Raw genomic sequence first — 19729 nt, forward strand, 5'->3', positions numbered from 1 at the left:
GCAGCACAAGCCCCCGAGGAACCCCATGTCCGCGACCGACAACGCCCCCTCCCCGGCGGCGGCGAACCAAAGCGATGCCGCCGCGCGTCTTGCCGACATCCGCGAGACGGTCACCCGGGCCGGGAAGGACGCCGGCCGGCCGGCCGGCTCGACCACCCTTGTCGCGGTCTCCAAGACGTTTGACGCCGAGGAAATCCGCCCGGTGCTTTGCGCCGGCCAGCGGGTCTTCGGCGAGAACCGCGTACAGGAGGCGCAGGGCAAGTGGCCGGGCTTGCGCACGGAATTTCCCGATGTCGAGCTTCACCTGATCGGGCCGCTGCAATCGAACAAGGCGAAGGATGCGGTGGCCCTGTTCGACGTTATCCACACGCTCGACCGGGAAAAGATCGCCCGGGCGCTGGCCGCCGAATGCCTGGCGCAGGACCGCGCGCTGCGCTTCTTCGTCCAGGTCAACACCGGCGAGGAACCGCAAAAGGCCGGCATCGCGCCGCATGAGGCCGACGATTTCATCGCCCTTTGCCGGGACGAGCTCGGCCTCGACGTGGCCGGCCTGATGTGCATCCCCCCGGCCGAAGACACCCCCGCCCCGCATTTCGCGCTGCTGGCGAAGATCGCCGCGCGAAATGGTCTTGCCGGTCTGTCGATGGGCATGTCCGCGGATTTCGAAAGCGCCGTCCGCCTCGGCGCGACCCATGTGCGCGTCGGCTCGGCGATCTTCGGCTCCCGCCCGCGTCCCTGACGCCTGAGGCCGAGACTAGCGCTCGCTCCAGAAGTCCGGGGTCAGCAGGATGATCCCCGCCAGGATCTCCAGCCGGCCGAGCACCATCTGCACGGACAGCAGCGCCTTCACAAGCTCGGGCAGCGACTGGAACGTGCCGGACGGGCCGATGACGTCGCCGACGCCCGGACCGACATTGGCAAGCGCGGTGATCGAGGCGCTCAGCGCCGTCTCGATGTCGAGACCGGCAAGCGCATAGACGAGCGCGAAGCCGACGAACGTCATCGTGTAGAGCAGGGCGAAGATCAGCACGCCCTCGATCACCGAGGCGCTCACCGCCGTGCCGCCATAACGTGCCTCCGCCACCCGGTGCGGGCGCACCATGCCCTTCAGGAGCACCCGGATATAGGAGATCAGCAGCAGCATCCGGAAAGCCTTGAAGCCGCCGGAGGTCGAGCCGCTGCAGCCGCCCAGGAACGTCAGCAGGAAGAACAGGACGATCGCCAGGTTGCCCCATTGCAGGTAGTCGTCGGCGGCATAGCCGGTCGTCGTCACTACCGAGACAACGTGGAACACCGACAAGGTGAGGTGGTGGAAGGGCATGCCGGTGTCGTGCAGGTGCAGCGCGACAAAGGCGCACAGGCTGAAGGCGATGACGAGGCGCAGGAAGAAGAACACCTGCTGGGCATCGCGCCACACCCGCCGTTCGACCAGGGTGATGAGGAACAGGAAGGGCAGGCTCGACAGCATCATGAAGACGATGGCGATCCAGTAGATCGCAAGGTCGTCGAACTGTCCGAGCGAGCTGTCGGAGGTCGAGAAGCCGCCGGTCGAGACGGTGGTGAGGGAATGGTTCACCGCCTGGAAGAAGGTCATCCCGGCCAGATAGTAGAGCAGCGTGCTGGCGCAGGTCAGCACCCCGTAGAGCAGCAGCAGCCGCACCATGAAGGGTTCGAACCGGCCATAGGGCTTCGACGAGGTCTCCGAGGATTCGATCGAGAAGAGCTGCGAGCCGCCGGCCCTCAGCCCCGGCAGCAGCCAGATGCCGAGCACGACGATGCCGATGCCGCCGATCCATTGCAGCAGCGATCGCCACAGCAGGATGCCGGGCGGCATCGCGTCGAGCCCGGTGAGCACCGTCGCGCCGGTCGTCGTCAGGCCGGAAATCGCCTCGAACACGGCATCGACGAAGGAAATCTTCAACCCGCTCAGCCACAGCGGCAACGCGCCGGCCAGCCCGAAGACGATCCAGGCCGCATTGACGAAGACAAGCGTCTCGCGCGTGTTGAACCGGCTGGCGGAGCGCAGGAATGCGGCGGTCGCCACGCAGCCGATGCACCCCGTGACAAGGGCCGAGGCGAGAAAGACGATCCAGTCCGGATTGCCGGCGACCAGGTCGACGGCGGCTGGAATGGTCATGAACAGCGAGATCAGGATCAGCAGGCGGCCGATCGGCAGCGCAACGGCTCGGAGGTCCATGTCACGGCGTCCTGGTTCCGGCGTGTTGGAATGTCCCTTGTCGGGAAGGGCGGGGGCGCACCCGTGCCGCCACGGGCCTTCGCAAGGGCGCGGCCGGCTTGCCGGAGGCCGCATCTTCTCCCTTTTGCGCTCGATTTCAAGGGCCTGATATGCCGGGCAGGGTTTCCCGCCGCGCGCATCAGGCGAAAGACGGCGGGCGATCCTTGACTTTGTGCACCGTTTTCGACTATGCCGCTGGCAACTCCGAAAGAGTTACGAAACGACCATCCGCCGACCGGGACCCGTAAAGGTGTAAAGAGATCCCGGAGGTTCACACCCGACAGCGCGTTGCGCCCTCGGGTGCAAAACCGCTTTGCGCGATCGCGTTCCGGCACCATTTCAGGGGAAACGGCATCGCCATGGCGGCGGTGTCCAGGGATCAAGGGACCACGGCATGTTCGAAAGTCTGTCAGATCGCCTCAGTGGCATTCTCGACAAGCTGACGCGGCGCGGCGCGCTGTCGGAGGCTGACGTCTCCGAAGCTCTGCGCGAGGTGCGCCGGGCCCTGATCGAGGCCGACGTGGCGCTTCCCGTCGTCAAGTCCTTCACCGACAAGGTGCGCAACCGCGCCGTCGGTCAGGAAGTGCTGAAGTCGGTCACCCCCGGCCAGCAGGTCGTCAAGATCGTTCACGACCAGCTTGTCGAGATGCTCGGCAGCGAAGCGGAACCGATCGACCTCAACGCGCCCGCCCCGGTCGCCATCATGATGGTCGGCCTGCAGGGTTCGGGCAAGACGACCTCGACCGGCAAGATCGCCCTGCGACTGACCAGGAACGACAAGCGCAAGGTCCTGATGGCCTCGCTCGACACCCGTCGTCCGGCCGCCCAGGAACAGCTCAAGGTGCTCGGCGAGCAGACCGGCATCGACACGCTGCCGATCGTCGCCGGCCAGACGCCGGTGCAGATCGCCAGCCGCGCGATGACCGCGGCGCGGCTCGGTGGCTACGACGTGGTGATGCTCGACACCGCCGGCCGCACCCATATCGACGAGCCCTTGATGGTCGAGATGGCGGAGATCAGGTCGGCGGCTACGCCGCACGAGATCCTGCTCGTCGCCGACAGTCTCACCGGCCAGGACGCGGTCAACCTCGCCACCTCCTTCGACGAGCGTGTCGGCATCACCGGCATCGTGCTGACACGAATGGACGGCGACGGGCGCGGCGGCGCCGCCCTGTCGATGCGCGCCGTCACCGGCAAGCCGGTCAAGCTGGTGGGCACCGGCGAGAAGGCCGACGCGCTCGAGGAATTCCACCCCTCGCGTATCGCCGACCGCATCCTGGGCATGGGCGACATCGTCTCGCTGGTCGAGAAGGCCGCCCGCGAGATCGACCAGGAAAAGGCGGCCAAGATGGCCGCCCGCATGCAGAAGGGCAATTTCGACCTGGAGGATCTGGCCGAACAGCTCCGCCAGATGGAAAAGCTCGGCGGCATGTCCGGAATCATGGGCATGATGCCCGGCGTCGGCAAGCTCAAGAAGCAGCTCGACGGCGCCAATATCGACGACCGGGTGATCAAGCGACAGGTCGCCATCATCCAGTCGATGACACCGCAGGAGCGGCGCAAGCCCGACCTGCTCAAGGCCAGCCGCAAGAAGCGCATCGCCACGGGCTCCGGCGTCGATGTCGCCGACGTCAACAAGCTGCTCAAGATGCACCGGCAGATGGCCGACATGATGAAGCAGATGGGCAAGGGCAAGGGCATGCTCGGCAAGATGATGGGCGGCCTCGGCATGCCCGGCGCCGGCGGCGGCATGCCGAACATCGACCCGAAGGAACTCGAGCGCATGGCCCAGTCGGGTCAGTTGCCCGGCGGCCTGCCGGGCCAGATGCCGGGGCAGATGCCCGGCCTGCCGGGCGGGCTTGGCGGACTGGGCGGCCCGCGCCTTCCGGGCCTCGGCGGCATGCCGGGCATGGGACGGGGGAAAAAGAAGTGACCGACAGCGCCGACCAGATCCTCGGCCCGGCCTCGGCCGCAATGGACGAGCTCATCCGCCTGCGCGGCTCCATCGACAATATCGACGCGGCGCTGGTCCATATGCTCGCCGAACGGTTCAAGTGCACCCAGAAAGTCGGTGTGCTGAAGGCCCAACACGATCTTCCGCCCGCCGATCCGGCGCGCGAGGAACGGCAGATCGCGCGCCTGCGCGCACTTGCCAGGGACGCAAACCTTGATCCCGATTTCGCGGAAAAGTTCCTGAACTTCATCGTCAGGGAAGTGATCCGCCACCATGAAGCCATTCGCCGCTGAACGCGGCGCGCAGTACAGGAGACCATAGACATGGCTTTGAAAATTCGTCTTGCCCGCGGTGGCGCCAAGAAGCGTCCGTTCTACCGGATCGTCGTCGCCGACGTGCGCTCGCCGCGCGACGGCCGCTTCGTCGAGAAGGTCGGCAGCTACAACCCGATGCTGCCGAAGGACAATGCCGATCGCGTCGTGCTCGATGCCGAGCGCATCCAGCATTGGCTCAGCCACGGCGCCAAGCCGAGCGATCGCGTCCTGCGCTTCCTCGATGCCGCCGGCCTGATGACCCGCGAAGCCCGCAACAACCCGAACAAGGCCGAGCCCGGCCAGAAGGCCAAGGAGCGTCTCGCCGAGAAGCTCCAGGCTGCCGAGGACGCCGCCGCCGCTGCCGCCGAGGCAGCTTCCGCCGGTGCCGAGGCTCCCGCCGAGGAAGCTTCGGCCGAGTAAGCCGACACCGGTGGAATGCCTCCGGGCGACACCCGGGTTGAGTGACTGACAGGGACCCGCGCGAACCGCGCGGGTCCCGCATTGCTTTGCAGCCACCGATACCGCGGTTGCGGGCAAGGCAAAACGCCAGGAGGTCGCGCGTGACGACAGATCGCATCCTCATCGCCCGTATCGGCGCCGCCCACGGCATTCGCGGCGAGGTCCGGGTCAAGCCCTTCGGCGACGATCCCCTATCCTTCGCCGATTACGGCCCGCTGCAGACGGCGGACGGCAAGCGCGAACTCACCGTTGCCTCCGCCAGGCTGCAGAAGTCGATGGTGGTGACGCGGTTCGAGGGCGTGAACGACCGCAACGCCGCCGAGGCGCTGAACGGAACCGACCTCTATGTCGCCCGCCAGGCGCTTCCCGAACTCGATGACGATGACGAGTTCTACCATGCCGACCTGCTTGGCCTGAAGGCGGTGGCGAGCGACGGTGAGCTGCTTGGAACGATCGTGGCGCTGCCCGATTTCGGTGCCGGCACACTGGTCGAGATCCGCCCCGCCGGGGCGTCCTCCTTCTACGTGCCCTTCACCCGCGAGGCGGTGCCGCGGATCGACATTAGCTCAGGCGAGGTGACAATCGTGCCGCCGGAGGATCACGCCGACGAGGAGTCCGGCGAGGCCGGGGCCTGATCCCGCCCGGAGACCGAAACAGGGAGCGGCAAGGGCGCGGGCACGGCCGAGGACAGGAAATCGTCACCCTCGATTGCCTTCTCCGCGAGTGCCGCGCGCGTTTCGGAGCGGATCAGCACGATGGCGGCGACGACCAGAGCGACGCCGATCGTGTTGGCGGCGACATCGCCGAGCGAGGCATGGTGATGCGGCGTCAGGGCCTGGACCGCCTCCCCGCCGATGCCGGCAAGGCTGGCGACGCCGGCGGAAATGCGCAAGCGGCAACAGAAGAACGCATGGACCGCCAGGGTCAGCAGCCCGAAGAACACCAGATGCTGCAGCTTGTCCCAGGGGTGATCGATGCCGGTGTTGAACACCAGGCCGACGGCGATGCCATAGGCAAGCAGCAAGGCCAGCGGCGCGACCCGGCTGAAAGACAGGTCGAGATAGTGCCGCTCCACGGTCTGGCGCAGCGCCTCGACCAGTCGCGACAGGGATCCGGACATGGAGGGTTTCAGTGACATACGTCCTTTCTAGAAGGCAAACCGTTAAGCAAGGCTTGCGGCGAACGCCGAGCCGCGCGCCCTGCCGCCATCCAGGACCGGACCTGCCATGAGCTTTGCCGCCACCATTCTCAGCCTCTATCCGGACATGTTTCCCGGGCCGCTCGGCGCCTCGCTCGCCGGGCGGGCGCTGGAACGCGGCGACTGGTCGCTCGAGGCCCGCCAGATCCGCGACCACGCCACGGACAGGCATCGTTCGGTCGACGACACGCCCGCCGGCGGCGGTGCCGGCATGGTGCTGCGCGCCGACATCCTGGCGAGCGCCATCGACGCGGCCACGCCCGAAGGCGACACGCGCCCGCGACTGTTGATGAGCCCGCGCGGACGCCCGCTCGACCAGGCCCGCGTGCGCACGCTTGCCGGCGGGCCCGGCGCCATCATCGTCTGCGGCCGCTTCGAGGGCGTCGACCAGCGGGTGATCGAGACCCGGAACCTGGAAGAGGTTTCGGTCGGCGACTACGTCCTATCCGGCGGGGAACTCGCCGCAATGGTCCTACTCGACGCCGTTGTGCGGCTGCTGCCCGGCGTCATGGGCAATGTCGAGAGCGGCGCCTTCGAAAGCTTCGAGACCGGTCTCCTGGAACATCCGCACTATACCCGCCCCCGGGACTTCGAGGGACTGTCGATCCCCGAAATCCTGACCTCCGGCGACCATGCCCGCATCGACCGCTGGCGCCGGGCCGAGGCCGAGGAGCTGACAAGGCAACGACGCCCCGATCTTTGGCGACGCCATCTCACCGGGGAGGACGACGCCTGAGCCCCGGATGCGCGCAAAATCGGGCGTTTTAACGCGAAAAGGGCATGACAAACCCGGCAGCTTGCGCTATGCAGCGGCCACTCGGGTGCCGAATTGGCGCCGCGTGCCGTTTTTCCTTTGCACAGACGTGCCACATGCCCTGCCGGGCGAAGCAGGAAAACGGACGGGCGACACCGGTGCACGAACCGGATTTCCACGACCGGACACGTTCCGGACTGGCCAAAAACGCGGTGAATTCGCCCCTGCGGCTCGACCGTTAGCGGACGCTCTGACCGACACGAACCAAAAAGGCAGTGCCATGAACATCATCGAACAGCTGAACGCCGAGGAAATGGCGAAGATCGAAGCCGCGCGCAAGCTGCCGAGCTTCTCTCCCGGCGACACGATCCGCGTCAACGTGCGCGTGACGGAAGGCAACCGGACCCGTACGCAGGCCTACGAGGGCGTGTGCATCGCCCGCGCCGGCGGCGGCATCAACGAGAGCTTCACCGTCCGCAAGATCTCCTACGGCGAAGGCGTCGAGCGTGTGTTCCCGGTCTACTCGCCGATGCTTGAAGGCGTCGACGTGATCCGCCGCGGCAAGGTCCGTCGCGCCAAGCTCTACTATCTGCGCACGCGTCGCGGCAAGTCGGCCCGTATCGTCGAGGCCACCAATGTCCGCGCCCGTCGCCTGAACGACGAGATCAAGTCGGACCTGGCCGCCGTCAAGGCCGCCAAGGAAGCCGAGCGCGCCGAGGCCAAGGCCGCCGCCGACGCCGCTTCCGCCGAATAAGATTGCAAGGCGCCGCCGCACGGCAGCGCCAGGTGTCAACGAAACGGCCCCGGACATCGCGTCCGGGGCCGTTTTCGTTTCTAGGCTGCCTGTTTCGGTTTCACGGCGGGGATGTCGCGGCCAGGAGCCAGCCGGCCGGCGCCTATTCGATCCGGCGCAGATGGGCCCGCACGGCAAGGCGCGACGTTGCCGCGGTCAGCACCGTGACCAGGAAGATCACCGCCAGCACGCCGAGATAGCCGGCGACGCCGACCGACACGCCGCCGAACATGTCCATCGCCCGGGCAAGCCCCTGCAGGCCGGTGCGGTCGTCGGCGAGAAAGCCGAGCACGACGAAGACGAGGCAGGCGCCCACCCCGCCAGCAAGGCCGCCCTGCAGGCCGAGCAGCAGGAAGTGGCGCTGGAACTCGCGGGCGACGAAACTGTCCTCGGCACCGACGAAATGCAGCACCTCCACAACGTCCCGGTTGCCCGCCATCGCGGCGCGGGTGGCGAAGACCACCGACAGCACCATAGACCCGAGCACCAGCGACAGGATCGCCAGGCCGCCGAAAACAACGGCGCCGGCCATCGCCGCGAGCCGGTCGGTCCACGATCCGTGATCGTCGATGCTGGCGCCGCGCACCACGGCGGAAACCGCCGCCCGCAGGTCGCCGAGTTCGAACCGTGACGGCTCGTCGATCTCGACCTGGATCAGGCGTGGAACGGGCAGGGTCGCAAGATCCAGTCCCTCACCCAGCCAGGGCTGAAGCAGGCCGCGGGTTTCCTCGTCCGACAGCGCCCGTACGGCACCGATCCCCGGTTGTTCCCGCGCCACGGCGATCGCCTTCTCGATCTCGCGCAGCATGTCGACGCCCTCGGCCGGGCGGATCTGGATCGTCACCTCGCGCTGCAGGTCGTTCGACCAGGCGTTCGCCGCCTCGTGGATGATGGCAACGCCGCCAACGGTGAGGCAGGCAAGGAAGCTCATGATCGCGACGACAAGCGTCAACGCGCGCCCGGCAACCGCCTGCGAGGGCACGATCGGCGCCGGCGAGCGCAGGCCCGACATCCCGCCGCGCGCCTTCGCCTTGCCGCGCAGCCGTGCCCGCATGGCACTGCCGGCACCGCCCGCCTTGCCGCTTCCGGCGCTGGCTCCCGGCCTGCCGCCACGCCCCTCGCGCTGCGGGCGCGGACCCTGCTTCGCGCCACCGCCGGGCCGCGCCGGACGATCCTTTCCGCTCCTGCCGTCAGTCATGGATGTGCAACCGTCCTTCGCCGAGTTCCATGCGCCGCGCGTCGACCTGGTCCATCAGGGCAAGATCATGCGTCGCGATGACCACCGAGGTCCCCAGCCGGTTGAGTTCGATGAACAGGCGCAGCAGCCGGCGCGCCAGCGGCGGATCGACATTGCCCGTCGGCTCGTCGGCAAGCAGCAGTTCCGGCCGGGTGATCAGCGCGCGCGCGATGGCCGCGCGCTGCTTCTCCCCGCCCGACAGCACCGGCGGCAGGACATGCATGCGCTCGCCAAGGCCCACCCACTTGAGCAGCTCCACCACATCGGAACGATACTGGCTTTCCTCCTGGCCGACGACCCTGAGCGGCAGCGCGACATTCTCGTAGGTGGTCAGATGGTCCAGCAGGCGGAAATCCTGGAAGACGATGCCGATCCGCCGGCGCAAGGCAGGGATCTGGCTCTTCTTCAGCGCCGACGTGTCCTTGCCGAACGCCCGGACGAGCCCGCGCGTCGGCGCCAGCGACAGGAACAGGAGACGCATCAGGCTGGTCTTGCCTGCGCCCGACGGGCCGGTCAGGAACTGGAAGGACTGCGGCCTGATCTCGAAGGTCAGGTCGCGCAGGACCTCCGGGCCCATGCCGTAGCGCAGACCGACATTTTCGAATCGGATCACGGCAACCTCTCGTTAACACATTGTCCCGACACTATCGCCTCGCCATTAACGCTTCATTAACGATATCGGGGCGTGATGAGGTCGTGACGATCCGTGTGCGGTCGGCGACGCGGGAAACGCGCCGCCGTTTGCAGCATGTTTACGGACCATGGCCAATACTTGACCCTTTCCCGGTCCGGTATCCATGGCGGCAAGCATGCCACGCCAAGCCGGAGGTTTTGTGGGCAAGACGAGGCCTCTTCCACAATGATGATAACCTGTCCGGACTGTTCGACTGCCTACCGGGTCAGCGCCGCCGCGCTGGGACCGGACGGGCGTAGCGTGAAATGCGCCCGCTGCGGCACGCGCTGGCATGCCAGTGCCGAGCCGGACACGACTTCCATCGAGACCGAAGTGCCCGACGAAGCGGAAGCCGAGGCGGAGGTCGAGGTTCTCGCCGCCCAGAGCGTTGGCGCCATGGCGACCGCCGGCGACGACGACCTTGACGGTTTTGCCGGCGACGAGGCGATGGATGAGGACGGTGGCGGGGACGCGGATGCAGGCGCGGTCGGCAGTGCGGAAGACACCGACACGCAGGGCGCCGACGAGACTTTCGGCCAGGACCTGATGCCCTTCGACGAGGCGGCGGACGAGCGCGACGCCGAGACCAAGAAAACCCCTGTCGATATTGAAAGTCTGGCCCGCAAACCCAAGATCCAGGTGAAAACCAAGCCGCCCGAGCCGGTGCTGAGGCGGGTCCTTGACAAGCTCGGCCAGCGGGCGCGGCGCGTCCGTCCGCAACGCGTCGTTGGCGCGATGATGTTTTTTGGCGCGATCGCGCTTTGCGCCTTCGCGGTGACGTTTCGAACGCCGATCGTGGCGCGGATGCCCGACCTCGCCGGCCTTTTCACGCTGGCCGGGCTCGACGTGAACCTGCGCGGCCTGGAGTTCCGCGACCTGCGCACCTTCCGCGAGATCGAGGACGGCACCATCGTTCTCGTGATCGAGGGCACGATCGAGAATATCAGCCGCCAGCCGATGCATGTGCCGGCGGTCAGGCTGGCGCTGCGCAGCGAGGACGCCCAGGAAATCTATGCCTGGATCATGGAGCCGCGCTTGCGCCGGCTCGATGTCGGTGGCACGACACGGTTCCGAACCCGCCTGTCGGCTCCGCCCGACCCGGCGGCCGACATCCAGGTGCGCTTTGTCGAGCGCGGAGAACAGCAGGCCAGAGTGAATGAGTGACGACGCCGAAATCCGCACCCTGATCGACGAAGAGGCGATTGCCGCAAGGGTCGGCGAGATCGCCCGCGAAATCGCCGGGTCGAGCCCGCAGCGCCTGCTTGTCGTCGCGGTGCTGAAGGGCAGCTTCATGTTCGCCGCCGACCTGGTGCGCGCCATGCACAGGGTCGGCCTGCGCCCGGAGATGGAGTTCATCCATCTGTCCAGCTACGGCTCCGGCACGGAGTCAAGGGAAATCCGGGTTCTGCGCGATGTGGAGAGCGATGTCGCGGGACGGGATGTGATTCTCGTGGATGACATACTGGAAAGTGGCAGAACGTTAGCTTTCGCACGAGACCGACTCACTGAGCGCGGCGCAGGATCGGTGCGCATCGCGGCCTTGCTCGACAAGCCGATGCGCCGCAAATCCGCCATTTCGGCGGACTATGTCGGATTCGACTGTCCGGACAAGTTCGTGGTCGGATACGGGATGGACATGGGCCACAAATGGCGCCAGCTCCCGTATATCGGCTACGTCGTCCAGGATGCGCCGGCCCCGGCGACTGTTTGAAAAACGGAGTGGGACATGGCCCATATTCTGATTGCCGAGGACGATGAGGCGGTTCGCAGCTTCGTCAAGCGTGCCCTGGAACTGGACGGCCACACGGTGGTCGCCCAGGAGGACGGCGCCGCGGCCGCGGAAACGCTCGTCCAGGAAAAGGGGGCCTTCGACCTCATCCTGTCGGACATCAAGATGCCCGTCATGGACGGCATCGCCTTCGCCCTGATCGCCGCGCGGGACTATCCGCAGGTGCCGATCCTGCTGATGACGGGCTTTGCCGACCAGCGCGAACGCGCCAACGGGCTCGACGCGCTGATCCACGACGTCGTGACCAAGCCATTCTCGCTGGCCGAGATCCGCAGGGCGGTCAGCGATGCGCTGCTCGGCATCTGCCGCGAGGAAACCCGCCGGCGCTACGCCTGACGGCGGCCGGCATTGGTGCGCAGGCGGGCGACCGCGCCCCGGCGCGACGCACGATCTTCCATATTCCGGCTGATCGTTACAGCTGTCGTCAAGACCCGGCCTTCGCACAGGCCGGGTTTTGCTTTTGCGGGCCCGGCAACGGCACTAAGCCCGCCCCTTGCATCAATAGTGGTGCATCCGCACCCGCGCATCAGTAGCGGCGCAGAAGCCGCTCCAGATAGTCCAGCTCTATCATCGGCCGGCTCGGGTCGGAGAAACGGCGGCGCAGCTCCTCGAGAATGCGGCGGGCCCGCTGCACGTCGATCTCGTCCGGCACGCGCACCCGCTCGCCGAAGTCCGGGCCTTCCGTGCGGCGCGGACGTCCGAGCGGGTCCTCGTCCATGGGATTACCCTGGCGTCCGGCCATGCCCGGCCCCTCGCCCTGTCCCTGCCCGAGCATCTGCTCGGCAAGCCCCTGCGCGCCCTGCCTGAGCGCGTCGAGCGCATTGCCCTGCTGACCGACCGCGTCGCCCGACTGGCCCTGGCCAAGACTGTCGCGGGCATTGCCCATCTCCTCGCCCGCGCGGCCGAGCTGATCGTTTTGCGGAACACCGTTGCGCGCCAGCTGGTCCATCAGCTCCTGCAGACGTTCGCCGAGCTGGCCTTGCCCCTCCTGCAACTGGCGCAGGGCCTCGGCCAGTTGCTCGGGCGTCATCTGCCCGCCCTCGCCCTGCTGCTGGCCCTGCGAGCCGCCCTGTTCACCCTGCTCGCCCTGTTGGCCGTTGCGCTGCTGGTCCAGCCGGTTGGTCTGGTCCATCAGCTCCTGCTGCCGCTGGATCATCTGGCCAAGCTCGTTCAGCGCCTGCATCATCTCCTGGGTCATGCCGTCCGGCATCTGCTGCGGCCGGCCGGCCTGCAGGTTCTCCAGCATCCGCTGCATCTGCGCCAGAAGCTCGCGCGCGGCATCGCGCGAACCGTTCTTCGCCAGCTCCTCAATGCGCGACAGCATCTCGTCGAGGTCCTGGGGTCGCAGGTTCTGCGCGTTGGGATCCATCGGCTGCATCGCCTGCGGGTTCTGCCGCATCTGTTCGGCCAGCGCCTGCATGTAGTCGCCCAGCGCCTTGCGCAACTCCTCCGTCAGCCGGGCGATCTCCTCGTCGGACGCACCCTCCTCGAGCGCCTTGCGCAGCGCCTCCTGGGCATCGCGCAGGGCACGCTCCGCCATCGACAGGTCGCCATCCTCGATGGTCAACGCCAGCTCCCACAGGAGATCCACGACACCGCGCAACTGCTCGTCGTCCTGTGCCGCGACCAACTGGCCGCGCGCGAAATGCATGCCGAGATAAGTTCGGGCGTTGTCGATGAAGGTTTCGGGCGCCAGCATCAGCGCATCGAACGCGTCGAGCACCCGCACCTGCGCATTGGCATCCAGCGCCAGGTCGCGGCGCTGCTCGACGATGGCCCGGGCAAGGGGCTTGGCGAAGCGCCGCTGGGGCAGCGTGAAGCGGTGCGGCTCGGAACGGCCGGTCTGCCCCGCATGATCGCCGGCGCTGAGCACAAGCTCGACCTCGGAACCGGCCCAGGGATGACTGGTCAGGTCGCGGATCGTCTCGCCCGCCCCGGTCTTGCGCTCGCCGCCGGCCAGCGACAGGGGAAAGCTCGGCGCCTCGACCAGAGGCCGCGCCGCCCGATCGCTGTCGAGCCCCCTCACCTGGACGGGGCTGATATCCGCCTTGGCCGAGACCACCCCGTGATCGTCCTCCACCAGATAGGTGAATTTCACCGCGCCGCTGAGTTGCTCCTCCGGATCGTTCAGCAGGCGGATCGTCGGCGGATCATCGGCCTCGATGGCGATGCGCCAGCTGTTGACGAGCTCCTCGCCATTACGGATCTCGAGGGTCGCGGATGTCTCCAGCCGGCTGCGCAGGCTGCCGGCGCCGTCCGTGGCGCCCGCCTCGGCAACAAGGTCGGTGGCGGCATCGGCACCGACAAGCTGCACGCCAAGATCGGGAACGCCCTGCGCCCGCACGATCAGTTCGCTGCCTTCCGGCACGCTCAGGGGCTGGTCGGGGTCGCGCAGCTCCGCGGCCTCCCCCGTCAGGAAAAGCGGCGCGCGGCCGGTATAGACGGGGGGCGTGATCCAGGCATCGATCCGCAGCGGCGCGGCAACCGCCTCGCCGCCCGCCCCGGACATCGGCGAGAGACGCTGCAGATGCATGCCCTCGGCAACGAAATATCCGACAAGCAGAAGCATCGCCGCCAGGACGCGCAGCGCGAACGGATCGCGGCGGAAGGCCTGCGGGCTCGGCGCATCGGTTCTCACCGATGCAAGCGCCGTACGCGCCCGGCGTCGGTGCAGCTCCCACAAGGCGCGGGTTGCCGGCGTGTCGCCGGCGTCGAAGAGCGCGTCATCGAGGGCGGCGAGCGGCCGATGGCTCAGTCCGGACACCCGCTCGATGCGCGCCAGCGCAGCGGCGCGCGATGGCAGGCGCACGGCCGCGAGCGGCCAGCAAAGGCGGCAGGCGACAGCCAGAAAGGCGAGCGCGACAAGGGCGGAAAGCCAGACCGGCAGCAGCGTCCACAGGCCTGTCCAGGACAGGCCGACATAGAGCGCCAGCACGATCAGGACATTGTGCAGCGGCGGCCATATCCGTTCCCAGAAGATGGCAAGGCGGGTTTCCACCACCGCGCGTTCGAGCCGGCGATAGGGGTTCCGCGGCAAGGTCGCATGCCGCGCCCGTGCCTCGTCCTGCCTTGCCTCTTGGGGATCGCTGCCGGGGGAGCGGCCCGCACCCTCCGGTGTCGTCGCGTCGTTCACCTGTCCTGCCTCCGCGGCCCGGCCCGTCCGGTCAAACTGCCCCCGAACAGGTAGGGTGGGGCGTTTCGACCACTTTGGCAAGGGCGGACGCGGTTCGCCGGAGGCTCACTGGTCGGTGAGCCAGTCCGGCAGGCGGTCGGCGGAAATCAGGTCCTCATAGGTGGGACGCGGTCGCACCACGGCGTAGCGGTCGCCATTGACCAGTACCTCCGGCACGAGCAGGCGGCTGTTGTAGCTGCCGGCCTGCACCGCCCCATAGGCGCCGGCGGAATGCACGGCGAGCAGGTCGCCGGCGGCGACCGCCGGAATGTCCCGGTCCTGGCCAAGATAGTCGCCGGTCTCGCAGACCGGCCCGACGATGTCCGCATGCATGCGCGGGTGCTCCGGCCCAGGACGCTGCACCGGGCGGATCTCGTGATAGGCATCGTAAAGCGTCGGCCGGATCAGGTCGTTCATCGCGGCATCGACGACGACGAAGGTCTTGGCGGCGCCCTCCTTCACGTAGAGAACCTGCGTGACGAGAATGCCCGCATTGCCGGCGATCATCCGGCCCGGCTCGAAAACCACCGTGCAGTCGAGGTTCTCGACATGCTTGCGCACCACCTGCGCATAGGCATCGGGATGCGGGGGAGGCTCGTTGTTGTCCTGATAGGGGATCCCCAGCCCGCCGCCGAGATCGACATGGTCGATCGCATGGCCGTCGCCGCGCAATGCGGCGATCAGCCCGCCAAGGCGGGAGAAGGCGGCATCGAACGGCTCAAGCTCGGTGATCTGCGAGCCGATATGCATGTCGATGCCGGACACCTCGATCCCCGGCAGGCTGGCGGCCAGCGCATAGACCTCGCGGGCCCGCCCCCAGGGAATGCCGAACTTGTTCTCAGCCTTGCCGGTCGCGATCTTCGCGTGGGTGCGGGCATCGACATCCGGATTGATGCGCACCGAGACCCGGGCGGTTCGTCCCTTGCCGCTTGCCACCTGCGAAAGCTGCACAAGTTCCGGCTCGCTTTCCACGTTGAAGCACAAAATATCCTGGTCGAGAGCGAAGGCCTGCTCTGCCGCCGTCTTGCCGACGCCGGAGAACATGATCCGCTCGCCGGGGACCCCCGCGGCCCGGGCCCGGCGCAATTCGCCTTCCGAGACGACGTCCATGCCCGCGCCAAGCCGTGCCAGCGTCGTCAGCACCGCCTGGTTGGAATTGGCCTTCATCGCGTAGCAGACAAGCGTCGGGATGCCTGCGAAGGCCTCCTTGAACACCTTGTAGTGCCGCTCGAGCGTGGCGGTGGAATAGCAGTAGAACGGTGTTCCGACCTCCGCCGCGATCCGCGCAACCGGCACATCCTCGGCCCTTAGCCGGTCGTCGACATAGTGAAAGTGATGCAAGATCGTGGTCCCGGCTAGGATCCCGGCCGGCGCCGACCCGCAAGGGCCTTGCCGGAACCAGGAAGGAACGAATGGGCCGGTTCGCGCTACGCCGCGCCGCCGGCCCGTGCCCGATGTCGATAGTGCCCGATATCAGATGATCGCGTCGAGAACGAAGGGGCGATCCGGTTTCGCCGGCGCGGGCTCCGCGTCCGGCGTGCGATAAGTGCCGCCCTTGACCGCCGGATCGACGGCATCGGGCCGGTCGAGCGCCCCGCGCCGGCCGCAGGCGCCGACAGCAAGCGCCAGCACGACAGCCGCAAGCACGCCGCCGCGCAGAAACGGGGAGATGACACCCTTCGCCATGTTCAGCGGAACTCCTCTCGCCAGCCCGGGCGCGCGATCGCCCGCGCGGCCCCTTGCCGTTTCCTCGCATGCGGCGCGGCCCGCCGCAACCCTTTCGGCGCGGCGGCGCGACACCTATCGTCAGTCGCGCGCGGCCTCGCGCTCGAGCGCCTTCAGCCAGCGCCGCGCCTGCTTGCGCACGTTGACCGGCGATGTTCCGCCATAGCTCGTGCGCGAGCGCACCGACTTGTCGACCGACAGCACCGTGTAGATGTCCTGGGTGATGCGCGGTTCGATCGCCTGCAGCTCGGCGAGCGGCAGCTTGTGCAGCACGACGCCCCTCTCGACCGCGACGGCGACCGCGCGCCCGGTGACGTGATGCGCCTCGCGGAACGGCATGCCGAGCACTCGCACCAGCCAGTCGGCAAGATCCGTCGCGGTGGAATAGCCCGACCCGGCCGCCGCCTTCATCGCCTTGGTGTTGGGGGTCAGGTCGCGCACCATGCCGGTCATCGCGGCAAGCGCCAGAGACAGGCTCGGCAGCCCGTCAAAGGCCTGTTCCTTGTCTTCCTGCATGTCCTTGGAATAGGCCAGCGGCAACCCCTTCATCATGACCAGAAGCGCCGTGAGCGAACCGTAGATGCGGCCCGTCTTGGCGCGGACAAGCTCGGCCGCGTCGGGGTTCTTCTTCTGCGGCATGATCGAGGAGCCGGTGGAGAACTTGTCCGACAAGGTGACGAAGCCGAACTGGGCCGAGCACCAGATGACGATCTCCTCAGCCATCCGCGACAGGTGCATCGATGCGATGGAGGCCGCGCCCAGCGCCTCGATGATGAAGTCGCGATCCGAGACCGCGTCGAGCGAGTTGGCCGTCGGCCGGTCGAAGCCGAGCGCCGCCGCTGTCATCTCGCGGTCGATCGGAAAGGACGTGCCGGCGAGCGCCGCCGAGCCGAGCGGGCATTCGTTCATCCGCTTGCGGGCATCGCGCATGCGCGAGCGGTCGCGGGCGAACATCTCGACATAGGCCATCAGGTGGTGGCCGAAGGTCACCGGCTGTGCCGATTGCAGGTGGGTGAAGCCGGGCATCACGTCGCCTGCATGCTGTTCGGCGCGCTCGGCGAGCGCACCGATCAGGTCGGCGAACTGGGCATCGAGCGTGTCCAGCGTGTCGCGCACCCAGATGCGGAAATCGGTCGCCACCTGGTCGTTGCGCGAGCGGGCGGTGTGCAGACGGCCTGCCGCCGGACCGATCAGTTCCGCCAGGCGCGATTCCACGTTCATGTGGATGTCCTCGAGCGCCCGCGAGAAGGTGAACTCGCCCGCCTCGATTTCTGACCGGATCGTGTCTAGACCGTGAGCGATCTTCTCCGCATCCTCGACGGCGACAATTTCGCGCGCCGCCAGCATGCGGACATGAGCCTTCGAACCCTCTATATCCTGCCGGTAGAGCTTGCGATCGTAGTCGATGGAGGCGTTGATCTCCTCCATGATGGCGTCCGGCCCTTCGGCAAACCGGCCTCCCCACATGCGATTGCTCATGAACGTGCCTTTCTGGCGCCCTCAACGGACGGATGATGGATCTATGACCAACGGAACGCAGCCACGTCGACGCGGCCCGGTGTTTTTCGGACTGGCCGCCGCGGCCCTTCTGGCGGGACTGGCGGGGATATACGTGATCGGCGGGGCAGATGGCAACCGGCAGGAGGCCGGCGCCTGCTCGGGCGCCCTGGCGCGCGCGCCCTCGATCGGCTCCGCCGCCCAGGGCGAGGTCGCCGCCTTCCTGCCGGCGACCAAGGCGCAGTCCCTCTCCGATCTCGCTTTTCTGGCACCTGACGGCAGCCAGACAACGCTTGCCGATTTCCGCGGGCGCACCGTGCTGCTCAACCTTTGGGCCACGTGGTGCGCGCCCTGCCGCAAGGAGATGCCGGCGCTCGACCGGCTGCAGGCTGAACTTGGCGGCGAGGCTTTCGAGGTGGTCACGGTCAGCGTCGACCAGGGCAGCCCGGACAAGCCGAAGGCGTTCCTTTCGGAGATCGGCGTGACGAGCCTTGCCTTCTATTCCGATCCGACGATGGGGATCTTCCACAAGGTGCGGTCCTACGGCCGCGCACCGGGCCTGCCGACCACGCTGCTGGTCGATGGCGAGGGCTGTGAGATCGGCGCGCTGATGGGACCGGCCGAGTGGGATTCGCCCGATGCACTGGCGCTTGTTCGCGCCGCGATGGAAAACGGGGAAAGATAAAGGGCGGAAGCCCGCGCCGGCCGCTCAGACCGTGATGTCGACAGCTCCACCGAGACCGGCGGGCGGCGCCTTGGCGGCCGCCGTCGCGCTTTGCGCGTTCTCTTCCAGCAGGGCCGCGATCCCCGCTTCCGCACTGGCGTTCTGTTTCATGAACGTCGTGGCGAGAGCGGTCTGGGTCTGGCTCTGGGAAAAACCGACCATTGCGGCGGCGACACTGGACATGACAGGCTCCGGTGGCGGGTCAGGGACATCGTGACCCGGACCTTGCCACCGGCAACGTTAAGACGGGGTTAAGCTTTGACGGTGCGTGCCGCTGCTCAGCGGGTAGGAACCGGAACCTCGCCGCGATAGTCGTAGAAGCCGCGCTGCGTCTTGCGGCCGAGCCAGCCGGCCTCGACATATTTCACCAGGAGCGGGCACGGCCGGTACTTGGTGTCGGCAAGGCCCTCGTAGAGCACCTGCATGATCGACAGACAGGTGTCGAGGCCGATGAAATCGGCCAGCTGCAGCGGTCCCATCGGGTGGTTGGCACCCAGCTTCATCGCCGTATCGATCGCCTCGACCGAGCCGACGCCCTCGTAGAGCGTGTAGATCGCCTCGTTGATCATCGGCAGCAGGATGCGGTTGACCATGAAGGCCGGGAAATCCTCGGCGACCGCGATGGTCTTGCCGAGCGTGCGGGTGAACTTCTTGGCCGCCTCGAAGGTCTCGTCCTCGGTGGCGATGCCGCGCACCAGTTCGACGAGTTCCATCAGGGGCACCGGGTTCATGAAATGAATGCCGATGAACCGCTCGGGACGATCCGTGGTCGCCGCAAGGCGCGTGATCGAGATCGACGAGGTGTTGGTGGCGAGGATCGCCTCCGGCTTCAGCAGCGGACAGAGCTGGGCGAAGATCTTGCGCTTGATCTGCTCATTCTCGACCGCGGACTCGATCACCAGATCGACGTCGGCGAGCTCGTCCATGCTGTCGGCGGCGACGATGCGGCCAAGCGCCGTGGCGCGCTCCTCCTCGGTGATCTGTCCCTTCGAGACCTGGCGGGCCATGTTGCCGTTGATCGAGGCGAGGCCGGACTGGATCCGGTCGCGGGAGATGTCGCTGAGCGCGACGTCGAAGCCGGCAACCGCGCAGACATGAGCGATCCCGCTGCCCATCTGGCCCGAGCCGATCACACCGACCTTCTTGATATCGACCACCATCGTCCGTTCCGATTTCGTTACGGCGCGCCGGTGCGCGCCATGGG

Annotated in this window: 21 protein-coding genes; 11 read left to right on the plus strand and 10 right to left on the minus strand. The window is 67.4% G+C overall.

The features are described 5' to 3' along the window. The first annotated feature begins 25 nt into the window (after positions 1–25). On the plus strand, positions 26–739 hold the full coding sequence (locus RBB46_RS20400; protein WP_306030885.1) for a YggS family pyridoxal phosphate-dependent enzyme: 714 nt from the start codon (positions 26–28) through the stop codon (positions 737–739). Positions 740–754: 15 nt separating this feature from the next. Here RBB46_RS20400 and RBB46_RS20405 read toward each other — a convergent pair whose 3' ends face one another. Then, positions 755–2197, minus strand: coding sequence for a TrkH family potassium uptake protein (locus RBB46_RS20405; RefSeq protein ID WP_306030886.1), 1443 nt, complete (start codon positions 2195–2197; stop codon positions 755–757). A gap of 433 nt (positions 2198–2630) precedes the next feature. Here RBB46_RS20405 and ffh point away from each other — a divergent pair, with 433 nt between their 5' ends. From ffh to rimM, 4 genes are all read left to right on the plus strand, one after another. Further along, a complete protein-coding gene (gene ffh / locus RBB46_RS20410; RefSeq protein ID WP_306030887.1) occupies positions 2631–4169 on the plus strand; it encodes a signal recognition particle protein in 1539 nt (512 codons plus the stop codon). A 41-nt stretch (positions 4170–4210) separates the two neighbouring features. After that, the gene (locus RBB46_RS20415) at positions 4211–4483 is read left to right on the plus strand and encodes a chorismate mutase (protein WP_306030935.1); all 273 of its coding nucleotides are present in this window, start codon (positions 4211–4213) and stop codon (positions 4481–4483) included. Positions 4484–4513: 30 nt separating this feature from the next. Beyond that, positions 4514–4924 carry a 30S ribosomal protein S16 gene (gene rpsP / locus RBB46_RS20420; protein ID WP_306030888.1) on the plus strand — a complete coding sequence of 137 codons (411 nt, stop codon included), beginning with the start codon at positions 4514–4516 and terminating at the stop codon, positions 4922–4924. A 140-nt stretch (positions 4925–5064) separates the two neighbouring features. After that, positions 5065–5598, plus strand: coding sequence for a ribosome maturation factor RimM (gene rimM / locus RBB46_RS20425; RefSeq protein ID WP_306030889.1), 534 nt, complete (start codon positions 5065–5067; stop codon positions 5596–5598). On the opposite strand, the gene RBB46_RS20430 is transcribed toward rimM, so the two are convergent. After that, the gene (locus RBB46_RS20430; protein ID WP_306030890.1) at positions 5562–6101 is read right to left on the minus strand and encodes an antibiotic resistance protein VanZ; all 540 of its coding nucleotides are present in this window, start codon (positions 6099–6101) and stop codon (positions 5562–5564) included. The genes rimM and RBB46_RS20430 overlap by 37 nt on opposite strands. Positions 6102–6189: 88 nt before the next feature. Between RBB46_RS20430 and trmD the strand changes: the two genes are divergently transcribed. Beyond that, entirely contained in the window at positions 6190–6897 is a 708-nt protein-coding gene (trmD, locus tag RBB46_RS20435) for a tRNA (guanosine(37)-N1)-methyltransferase TrmD (protein ID WP_306030891.1), read from the plus strand. A gap of 298 nt (positions 6898–7195) precedes the next feature. Next, a complete protein-coding gene (gene rplS / locus RBB46_RS20440; RefSeq protein WP_306030892.1) occupies positions 7196–7669 on the plus strand; it encodes a 50S ribosomal protein L19 in 474 nt (157 codons plus the stop codon). Positions 7670–7811: 142 nt separating this feature from the next. On the opposite strand, the gene RBB46_RS20445 is transcribed toward rplS, so the two are convergent. Together RBB46_RS20445 and ftsE are read right to left on the minus strand one after the other, a co-directional pair. Beyond that, on the minus strand, positions 7812–8906 hold the full coding sequence (locus RBB46_RS20445) for an ABC transporter permease (protein ID WP_306030893.1): 1095 nt from the start codon (positions 8904–8906) through the stop codon (positions 7812–7814). After that, entirely contained in the window at positions 8899–9558 is a 660-nt protein-coding gene (ftsE, locus tag RBB46_RS20450) for a cell division ATP-binding protein FtsE (protein WP_306030894.1), read from the minus strand. Before ftsE ends, RBB46_RS20445 begins: the two co-directional genes overlap by 8 nt. 246 nt (positions 9559–9804) lie before the next feature. Here ftsE and RBB46_RS20455 point away from each other — a divergent pair, with 246 nt between their 5' ends. The 3 genes from RBB46_RS20455 to RBB46_RS20465 are packed head-to-tail and all read left to right on the plus strand — an operon-like array spanning position 9805 to position 11743. Continuing rightward, positions 9805–10782 carry an MJ0042-type zinc finger domain-containing protein gene (locus RBB46_RS20455; RefSeq protein WP_306030895.1) on the plus strand — a complete coding sequence of 326 codons (978 nt, stop codon included), beginning with the start codon at positions 9805–9807 and terminating at the stop codon, positions 10780–10782. Next, on the plus strand, positions 10775–11329 hold the full coding sequence (gene hpt / locus RBB46_RS20460) for a hypoxanthine phosphoribosyltransferase (RefSeq protein ID WP_306030896.1): 555 nt from the start codon (positions 10775–10777) through the stop codon (positions 11327–11329). The genes RBB46_RS20455 and hpt overlap by 8 nt, the downstream gene beginning before the upstream one ends. Positions 11330–11344: 15 nt before the next feature. After that, positions 11345–11743: a response regulator gene (locus RBB46_RS20465; RefSeq protein WP_306030897.1), complete on the plus strand. Its 399-nt coding sequence runs from the start codon at positions 11345–11347 to the stop codon at positions 11741–11743. A 190-nt stretch (positions 11744–11933) separates the two neighbouring features. Here the strand turns inward: RBB46_RS20465 and RBB46_RS20470 are convergent, their stop codons facing one another. The 4 genes from RBB46_RS20470 to argH form a co-directional block, all read right to left on the minus strand. Further along, complete coding sequence (locus RBB46_RS20470; protein ID WP_306030898.1) at positions 11934–14540, minus strand: TIGR02302 family protein; 2607 nt, start codon at positions 14538–14540, stop codon at positions 11934–11936. A gap of 105 nt (positions 14541–14645) precedes the next feature. Further along, positions 14646–15920, minus strand: coding sequence for a diaminopimelate decarboxylase (lysA, locus tag RBB46_RS20475; RefSeq protein ID WP_306030899.1), 1275 nt, complete (start codon positions 15918–15920; stop codon positions 14646–14648). A 132-nt stretch (positions 15921–16052) separates the two neighbouring features. Then, positions 16053–16265, minus strand: a complete 213-nt coding sequence (locus tag RBB46_RS20480; protein WP_306030900.1) for a lipoprotein — start codon at positions 16263–16265, stop codon at positions 16053–16055. A gap of 120 nt (positions 16266–16385) precedes the next feature. After that, complete coding sequence (gene argH, locus RBB46_RS20485; protein ID WP_306030901.1) at positions 16386–17783, minus strand: argininosuccinate lyase; 1398 nt, start codon at positions 17781–17783, stop codon at positions 16386–16388. Between the two features lie 43 nt (positions 17784–17826). On the opposite strand from argH, the gene RBB46_RS20490 reads away from it, so the two are divergent. Then, the gene (locus tag RBB46_RS20490; protein ID WP_306030902.1) at positions 17827–18486 is read left to right on the plus strand and encodes a TlpA disulfide reductase family protein; all 660 of its coding nucleotides are present in this window, start codon (positions 17827–17829) and stop codon (positions 18484–18486) included. 24 nt (positions 18487–18510) lie between these two features. Here RBB46_RS20490 and RBB46_RS20495 read toward each other — a convergent pair whose 3' ends face one another. Together RBB46_RS20495 and RBB46_RS20500 are read right to left on the minus strand one after the other, a co-directional pair. Next, positions 18511–18708 carry a hypothetical protein gene (locus RBB46_RS20495; RefSeq protein WP_306030903.1) on the minus strand — a complete coding sequence of 66 codons (198 nt, stop codon included), beginning with the start codon at positions 18706–18708 and terminating at the stop codon, positions 18511–18513. Positions 18709–18803: 95 nt separating this feature from the next. Next, positions 18804–19685 carry a 3-hydroxybutyryl-CoA dehydrogenase gene (locus RBB46_RS20500; protein ID WP_306030904.1) on the minus strand — a complete coding sequence of 294 codons (882 nt, stop codon included), beginning with the start codon at positions 19683–19685 and terminating at the stop codon, positions 18804–18806. Positions 19686–19729 lie beyond the last annotated feature (44 nt).

It is taken from the genome of Stappia sp. MMSF_3263, assembly GCF_030733745.1.
Taxonomy (GTDB): Bacteria; Pseudomonadota; Alphaproteobacteria; order Rhizobiales; family Stappiaceae; genus Stappia.